Below are 7,877 nucleotides of genomic sequence, written 5' to 3' on the forward strand. Positions count from 1 at the left end.
CCTATATGACAGAAATGCGCCCGCAAGACATCCTGCTGCCAACTGCTGACGGCCTGTGCTGCAAGCCCGGCGGCTTCCACATCGATCCCGTCCGCCCGGTGGAGCGCGCCGTGATCACCCACGGCCATTCCGACCATGCCCGCGCCGGCCATGGCGCGGTGCTGGCGACGCAGGAAACGCTGGATATGATGCGGCTGCGCTACGGCGAGAGTTTCGCCGGATCGACGCAAATCATCAGCTATGGCGAAGAACTCCGGCTCGGCGACGTCAAGGTGAAATTCCACCCCGCCGGCCATGTGCTGGGCTCGGCGCAGATTGCCGTCACCTGCAAGGACACCTGCATCGTCGCCTCCGGCGATTACAAGGATGCGCCGGACCCGACCTGCGTCCCGTTCGAGCTGGTGCCCTGCGACGTCTTCATCACCGAGGCCACGTTCGGGCTGCCGGTGTTTCGCCATGGCGATGCGGCCCTCGAGGTGAACAAGCTGCTCGCCTCCGTCGCGCTGTTTCCGGAGCGCGCGCATCTCGTCGGCGCCTATTCGCTCGGCAAGGCCCAGCGCGTGATCGCGCTGCTGCGCAAGGCCGGCTATGACGCGCCGATCTATCTGCACGGGGCGATGGAGAAGATCACCGAATACTATCAGAGCCGCGGGATCGATCTCGGCGAGCTCAGGCCGGCGATGGGTGTGAAGAAGGCGCAGCTCGCCGGCACCATCACGCTGGCACCGCCGTCGGCGACGTCGGATATCTGGGCCCGGCGCTTTCCCGACCCTGTCACCGCGTTCGCGTCAGGCTGGATGCGGGTGCGCGCGAGGGCGCGACAGGGCGGCGTCGAATTGCCGCTGGTGATCTCCGATCACGCCGACTGGGACGGTCTTACCGCAACCATCGCGGCCACCGGCGCCGGCGAGATCTGGGTCACCCACGGCCAGGAAGACGCGCTGGTGCATTGGTGCAAAACCAAAGGGCTGCGCGCGCGGCCGCTCGATCTCGTCGGCTATGGCGAGGAGGAAGAGAGCGAGCCGCAAGCTGAAGGCGAGGCCGAAGCATGAACCGCTTCGCCGAACTGCTCGACCGTCTCGCCTACGAGCCCGGCCGCAATAACAAGCTGCGGCTGCTCACGGGTTATTTCCGCGAAATCGGCGATCCCGACCGCGGCTATGCACTGGCCGCACTGACCGGCGCGCTCAGCTTCAAGCACGCCAAGCCCGCGCTGATCCGCGATCTCATCGCTGCGCGCACCGATGAAGTGCTGTTCGGACTGAGTTACGACTACGTCGGCGATCTCTCGGAGACCGTGGCGCTGATGTGGCCGAAGGCCGAGATGGCGGCCCACAACAACCCGCCTCCCCCAACGCTGACCGAAGTCGTCACCACGCTTCGCACCCTCGGCAAGACCGAGCTGCCCAAGCAGCTCGAGCGCTGGCTTGACGAGCTCGATGAGACCGGCCGCTGGGCGCTGTTGAAGCTTGTGACAGGCGCAATGCGCATCGGCATTTCCGCGCGCCTCGCCAAGACCGCGGCGGCCGCACTTGGCGACAAGGATCCGCATGAGGTCGAGCTGATCTGGCCGGGACTTTCGCCGCCCTATCTCGACCTGTTCGCCTGGCTGGAAGGCCGCAGCGAGAAGCCCGTCAATCGCGATCCCGCACCGTTCCGCCCCGTGATGCTGGCGCATGCGATCGAGGACAGCGATTTCGCTTCACTCGATCCCGCCGACTACATCGCCGAATGGAAGTGGGACGGCATCCGCGTGCAGGCCGTCGCCGGACGCGACGACCAAGGGCAGATCACGGCGCGGCTTTATTCGCGCACCGGCGAGGACATCACCGGCAGCTTCCCTGATCTCGTGCCGTCGCTGCGCCTGCCGGGCGCGATCGACGGCGAGCTCTTGATCCTGCGCGAGGGGCGCGTGCAAAGCTTCAACGTCCTGCAGCAGCGCCTCAACCGCAAGATCGTCTCGCCAAAGCTGATCAAGGAGTTTCCGATTCATTTGCGGGCCTATGATCTGCTCGGCGATGACGAGAACGATTTGCGCGAATTGCCTTTCGCAGAGCGACGCGAGCACCTGGAGATCTTCATCAGGAAGCTCGACGATCCCCGCATCGACCTCTCGCCCACCGTTCCCTTCACAAGCTGGGACGCGCTCACCGCCGCACGCGCCGATCCCGCGAGCGCCGGTGCCGGCGAGGATGCCGACGCCGTCGAGGGCGTGATGCTGAAACGGCGCGATGCGCCTTACTTGCCAGGACGGCCGAAGGGCCAATGGTGGAAGTGGAAGCGCGATCCGCACATCATCGACGCCGTGTTGATGTATGCGCAGCGCGGCCACGGCAAGCGCTCGTCCTATTACTCCGACTACACTTTCGGCGTCTGGACCGAGACCGAGAATGGCGAGGAGCTGGTGCCGGTCGGCAAAGCCTATTTCGGCTTCACCGACGAGGAGCTCTTGCAGATCGACCGCTTCGTCCGCCGCAACACCACGGAAAAATTTGGTCCCGTGCGCCATGTCGTGCACGAGAGCGACAAGGGGCTGGTGCTGGAGGTCGCCTTCGAGGGCCTGCAACGCTCGCCGCGGCACAAATCCGGCGTCGCCATGCGCTTTCCCCGCATCAGCCGCCTGCGCTGGGACAAGCCGCCGCGGGAGGCCGACCGGCTGGAAACGCTGGAAAAAATGCTGAAAGCGGACGAATCCCTTCCAACAATTAAGGTTGCAGCCTCCGCCGACGGCCATTGACGCCGACTAGCGGGTTCCCCATGTCCCCCGCCGTGACGTATAATCGGGGCTAGGCCCCACGAGGAGTTTGAGATGGTCCAAGACGTCAGAGATTTGCCGGCGGGCCACAGCGATGGCCTGCACCGCTTTCTCGGCGGCTCGCCGCTGGCGGTCGCGTTTCGCCTGGTGCTGCTCTCGATCCTGGTCGGTGTCGTGCTGGCGGCGATCGGCTTCGATCCCTGGAACATCCTCATCAGCATCCGCCTGCTGTTCCAACGCATCTGGGATCTCGGCTTCGATGCCGTGAACTGGCTGTGGCGCTACTTCCTGCTCGGCGCCGTCATCGTGATCCCGATCTGGCTGCTGTCGCGCATCTTCGGCTCGCCGCGACGCTAAGTTGGGTCTGACACCAGGAGTCGCAGCCGATGCAACTACGCTTTGTCGGCTGCGGCGATGCCTTCGGCTCGGGCGGTAGGCTCAACACCTGCTTTCATGTCTCGGGGCGCCAAGCGAACTTCCTGATCGATTGCGGCGCGTCGGCCCTGCCGGCGCTGAAGCGGCTCGAGATCGAGCGCAACGAGATTGATCTCATCCTCATCACGCATTTCCACGGCGACCATTTTGCCGGTCTGCCGTTCTTCCTGCTGGACGCGCAATTTTCCCGGCGAACGCGGCCGCTGACAATCGCGGGGCCCGAAGGCATCGAGATGCGATTGACGCAGGTGATGGAAGCGCTGTTCGAGCATTCCTCGAAGACGAAGCAGCGCTTCGAGCTCAACATCGTCGAACTCGCGCCCGAGCAAAGCCGGAGCTTCGGCGCGGTGAATGTGACGCCCTACCCCGTCGTGCACGGCGAATCCGGCGGCCCCTTCCTCGCCTACCGTGTCGAGGCGGAGGGTCGCACGGTCGCCTACAGTGCCGACACCGAATGGACGGATGCACTCATTCCGCTGGCGCATGGCGCGGACCTTTTCATTGCCGAAGCCTATATGTACGAGAAGGTGGTCAAGAACCACCTCAGCCTGAAAACCTTGGAACAGCATCTTACCGCCATCGGCGCCAAACGCCTCGTCCTCACCCATATGAGCGACGACATGCTGACGCGTCTCGACGAGATCGACCATCTCGCGGCCGAAGACGGCATGGTGCTGGTGTTCTGAGATGCACGCACCTGGTCACCCCAAGGTCGGCTCCCGCCAGGTCTTCGCCATCGCCGGTCCCGCGATGGTCGCGAACCTCACGACGCCGCTGATCGGCGTGGTCTCGACTACCGCCATTGGCCGGCTCGACGATGCCGCACTGCTTGGCGGCGTCGCGATGGCGTCCGTGATCTTCGACTGTCTGTTCTGGCTATTCGGCTTCCTGCGCATGAGCACGCTCGCCTTCACCGCCCAGGCGCTCGGCGCCGGCGAGACGCGCGAAGAGACCGTGATCCTGGTGCGCGGCTTCATCGTCGCCGGCCTGATCGGCGGCGGCCTGATCATTCTGCAGCTGCCGCTGGCCGGCGTGCTGTTTGACCTGATGGGCGGCAGCGCGGGCGTGACGCACGCGGCGAAAACCTATTTCATGATCCGGATCTGGTCCTCGCCCTTCGCCTTCGCCAACTACGTCATCCTCGGCTGGCTGGTGGGGCAGGCGCGCGCCAATCCGGCGCTCGGCCTGCAGGTGGTCATCAACCTCATCAACATGGCGGCGACGATCCTGCTGGTGCTGGTCTACGACACGGGCATTGCAGGCGCGGCGATCGCCGCGCTGCTGTCGGAGGGCATTGGCTTTATTCTCGGCGTCGTCGTCTGCCGCCGCTATGCGCATGGCGGCTTTGCCGTTCCGCGCGCAATTCTGTTCGATCGCGCCAAGCTGATGCGGCTGCTCTCCGTGAACTCCGACATCATGATCCGCACCGCGGCGCTGATCACCGTGTTTTTGTTTTTCACCGCCAAAGGTGCGCGCGCCGGCGACGTGACGCTCGCCGCGAACTCCGTGCTGAACAATTTCCTCTTGGTCAGCGCCTTCTTCCTCGACGGCCTTGCCAACGCGGCCCAGCAGCTCTGCGGCCGCACCTTTGGCGCGCGCGACGCCAAGGGTTTTGCGGATTCAACCCGGCTGGTGCTGCTGTGGGGCCTGGGATTTTCTCTGGTCGTTGCGGTGCTGTTCGCGCTGTTCGGGCCTGACGTGATCAACTTCATGACCACGAGCGACGACGTCCGCCGCGCCGCGCGCGAGTTCCTGCCATTCATCGTGCTGGCGCCGATCCCCGGCGTGTTCGCCTTCGGCTTCGACGGCATCTATGTCGGCGCCACCTGGGCGCGCGAGATGCGCAATCTGATGCTGGCCTCGCTCGCGATCTTCCTTGGGATGTGGTGGGGGCTGCAGTCGTTCGGCAATGCCGGGCTGTGGTGCGCGCTGATCGCGTTCTACGTGGCGCGTGGTGGATTGCAGGGCGCACGGTATCCGGCGCTGTATCGGGCGACGTTTTCGAAAACGTAGCCGGCGCCGCGCTTCTCGGTGTCTTGCCTTCTCCCCTTGTGGGAGAAGGTGGCGCGAAGCGCCGGATGAGGGGTTGCTTCTGCGAATTCCAATGCAAAAGGGGCGTGCGGAGTAACCCCTCACCCGTCTCGCCGCTCCGCGACGAGCCACCCTCTCCCACAAGGGGAGAGGGAACAAGCGCATCCGCGAGAGAGGCGAAGGGCGCCTTACATCCCCGGCCAGTCTTCCGCGGTCAGCGTCGCGGCATCTGCGCCGACGATCTCTGATAACGAATCCCGGCCTGTGCGCAGCAAGGTCGAGGTGAGGTCGCGCTTGATCTCGTCGACGAGGCCGAGGCCTTTGTAGACCAGCGACGAATAAAGCTGGATCAGGCTCGCACCGGCGCGGATCTTCGTCAGCGCGGCGCCCCCGGAGTCGACGCCGCCGACGCCGATCAGCGGGAATGCACCCTCGACGCGCACATAGGTCTCCGCGACCATGCGCGTCGACAGGCGGAACAGCGGCCGGCCGGACAGGCCGCCCTGCTCCTTGGCGCGCATTTCCTCACGCAGCGTGCTCGGCCGCGCGATGGTCGTGTTCGACACGATCATGCCGTCGACCCGGCGCGAACGCGCGACCTGCACGACGTCGTCGAGCTGGGCGAGGCTCAGATCAGGCGCGATCTTCAGCAGCACCGGCGTGTCGCCGGCCTTCTGCCTGACACGCTCGCGCGCGTCGATGACGCGCCCGAGCAGATCGTCGAGCAGCGCGCCCTCCTGCAGATTGCGCAAGCCCGGCGTGTTGGGCGAGGAGACGTTGACGGTGAAATAGCTCGCGACCGGCGCAAAGGTCTCGATCAGCTTGACGTAGTCGCCGACGCGATCCGGCGAATCCTTGTTGGCGCCGACATTGACGCCGACGATGCCGCCATTGGCCGCGCGTGCAGCCAGCCGGCGCAGCACGGCTTCCGCGCCGTCATTGTTGAAGCCCATGCGGTTGATGACGGCTTCATCGCGCTCAAGCCGGAACAACCGCGGCCGCGGATTGCCGCCTTGCGGCTTCGGCGTGACCGAGCCGATCTCGACGAAGCCGAAGCCAAGGCGCAGCAATGCGTCGGGTACCTCAGCGCTCTTGTCGAAGCCTGCGGCCATGCCGATCGGGTTGGGGAAGTTGAGCCCGAAGGCCCGCACCGCGAGCTTGGGATCATCGGCGCGCGGCTTGACCGGCGGCAGGAAGCGCAGGCCCTGGATCGCGAGCCGATGCGCATCCTCCGGATCGAGCCAGCGCAGCACCGGCAGCGAGAAAGCATCGAAGGCGCGGATCACGGGGCCAGCTCCGGTGTGTCGTGGCCGCCATCGGAGCGCATGTTGAGGTTCATCACCGAGAGCACGGCGCCGAGATCAAGCTCGCCATAGAGATGCGGAAACAGCTCGTCATTGCGCGAGCGCTCCCAGCGCAGCTCACTACCGAGCGCATCGCCGTCGACCTCGACCAGGAACAGCGCGCGCTGGCCGAAATAGTGCTTGCGCAGGGTCCCAGGAACCTGGCTCGCGGTCGAGAAATGGATGAATCCGTCGCGCGCGTCATCCGCGCTGCCCCGGTACACACCCTGCCGTTCCGCCTCGCGCCAGGCCGAGGCCGGACAGATTTTGTAGATCTTGACCACCGCTTACCGGAGCCCTGTTGCTCGTTGAGTCAGCTCTTTGACTCTCTTGGGGTTTTCGTCCCGAACGGGTCTCGAAACCCGGCGCGACCGTAAAGGCGGCCCCTCCCGAACTCAAGAGTGAGAGGTCACCCCTTGCGCGAAAAACGGAAAACCGGTTGATTTGAGGATAGTTTTCCTGAGTTGCGACGGGCTGGACCTTCCATGGTCAGACAGGCCAAAGCGCAGAGGATGCTGACCCACGACCAGATCTGGGCCGCACTGGACCGGCTGGCCGCGCGCGCCGGACTGTCGCCGTCAGGCCTTGCCAAACGGGCCGGGCTTGACCCCACCACCTTCAACAAGTCCAAGCGCGTCACGTCAGATGGCCGCGAGCGCTGGCCCTCGACCGAATCGATCGCCAAGGCGCTGGCGGCCGCGGAGGCGTCGATCGAGATCTTTGCCAGGCTGATCGACGACGAGCCCGGCGACGGCCGCACCGTACCGCTGCTCGGCGTCGCGCAGGCAGGCACGAGCGGCGCTTTCGACGAGCAAGGCGCTCCGTCGGGCAAGGGCTGGAGCGAGGTCGCGCTGCCGACCACCGAGGACGTCAGCGCGTTCGCACTGGAGATCTCCGGCGACACGCTCATGCCTGTCTATCGCGACGGCGATGTCATCCTGGTTTCGCCGGCCACACCGGTGCGCAAGGGCGATCGCGTGGTGGTGAAGACGAAAGCGGGCGAGGTGATGCTCGCAACGCTGAAGCGCCGAACGGCGAAGCTGATGGAGTTGCAGCCGCTCGATGCGACGCGGGCCGAACTGACGATGGCGGCAGGTGATGTGGCGTGGGTCGCGAGGATTGTTTGGGCGAGCCAGTGAGGGAGGTTCGGCAGCAGACACAAATTCACTGTCGTCCTGGCGAAAGCCAGGACCCATTACCCCAAACGTAAGTCGTCGCGCAATTTGGTAACTCCGAGTCCCCGTAGCCACATCGGACGGTGGTGATGGGGTGGACGGCCCCCTACGGCATCAGTGTGCCAGAATGAGGTTGTC

At 65.2% G+C, this 7,877-nt stretch carries 8 protein-coding genes; 6 read left to right on the top strand and 2 right to left on the bottom strand.

Annotated elements, in window-relative coordinates:
• The first annotated feature begins 14 nt into the window (after positions 1 to 14).
• The 5 genes from Q0687_RS29205 to Q0687_RS29225 all read left to right on the top strand — a co-directional run bounded on the left by Q0687_RS29205 (position 15) and on the right by Q0687_RS29225 (position 5,203).
• A complete protein-coding gene (locus Q0687_RS29205) occupies positions 15 to 1,052 on the top strand; it encodes a ligase-associated DNA damage response exonuclease (RefSeq protein ID WP_298884903.1) in 1,038 nt (345 codons plus the stop codon).
• Entirely contained in the window at positions 1,049 to 2,737 is a 1,689-nt protein-coding gene (locus tag Q0687_RS29210; RefSeq protein WP_298884892.1) for an ATP-dependent DNA ligase, read from the top strand. Before Q0687_RS29205 ends, Q0687_RS29210 begins: the two co-directional genes overlap by 4 nt.
• Positions 2,738 to 2,809: 72 nt before the next feature.
• Entirely contained in the window at positions 2,810 to 3,112 is a 303-nt protein-coding gene (locus tag Q0687_RS29215; RefSeq protein ID WP_212240614.1) for a DUF6460 domain-containing protein, read from the top strand.
• A 29-nt stretch (positions 3,113 to 3,141) separates the two neighbouring features.
• Entirely contained in the window at positions 3,142 to 3,876 is a 735-nt protein-coding gene (locus Q0687_RS29220) for an MBL fold metallo-hydrolase (RefSeq protein ID WP_298884895.1), read from the top strand.
• 1 nt (position 3,877) lies between these two features.
• Complete coding sequence (locus Q0687_RS29225; RefSeq protein ID WP_298884897.1) at positions 3,878 to 5,203, top strand: MATE family efflux transporter; 1,326 nt, start codon at positions 3,878 to 3,880, stop codon at positions 5,201 to 5,203.
• Positions 5,204 to 5,409: 206 nt separating this feature from the next.
• On the opposite strand, the gene Q0687_RS29230 is transcribed toward Q0687_RS29225, so the two are convergent.
• Together Q0687_RS29230 and Q0687_RS29235 are read right to left on the bottom strand one after the other, a co-directional pair.
• Positions 5,410 to 6,507 (bottom strand): quinone-dependent dihydroorotate dehydrogenase, encoded by a 1,098-nt coding sequence (locus Q0687_RS29230; protein WP_298884898.1) that lies wholly within the window; start codon positions 6,505 to 6,507, stop codon positions 5,410 to 5,412.
• Positions 6,504 to 6,848, bottom strand: a complete 345-nt coding sequence (locus Q0687_RS29235) for a DUF952 domain-containing protein (RefSeq protein WP_298884900.1) — start codon at positions 6,846 to 6,848, stop codon at positions 6,504 to 6,506. Before Q0687_RS29235 ends, Q0687_RS29230 begins: the two co-directional genes overlap by 4 nt.
• Before the next feature lie 201 nt (positions 6,849 to 7,049).
• Between Q0687_RS29235 and Q0687_RS29240 the strand changes: the two genes are divergently transcribed.
• The gene (locus Q0687_RS29240; RefSeq protein ID WP_298884901.1) at positions 7,050 to 7,703 is read left to right on the top strand and encodes a helix-turn-helix transcriptional regulator; all 654 of its coding nucleotides are present in this window, start codon (positions 7,050 to 7,052) and stop codon (positions 7,701 to 7,703) included.
• The last annotated feature ends 174 nt before the right edge of the window (positions 7,704 to 7,877 follow it).

This window comes from uncultured Bradyrhizobium sp., from assembly GCF_936928535.1.
In the GTDB taxonomy this organism is placed as follows: domain Bacteria; phylum Pseudomonadota; class Alphaproteobacteria; order Rhizobiales; family Xanthobacteraceae; genus Bradyrhizobium.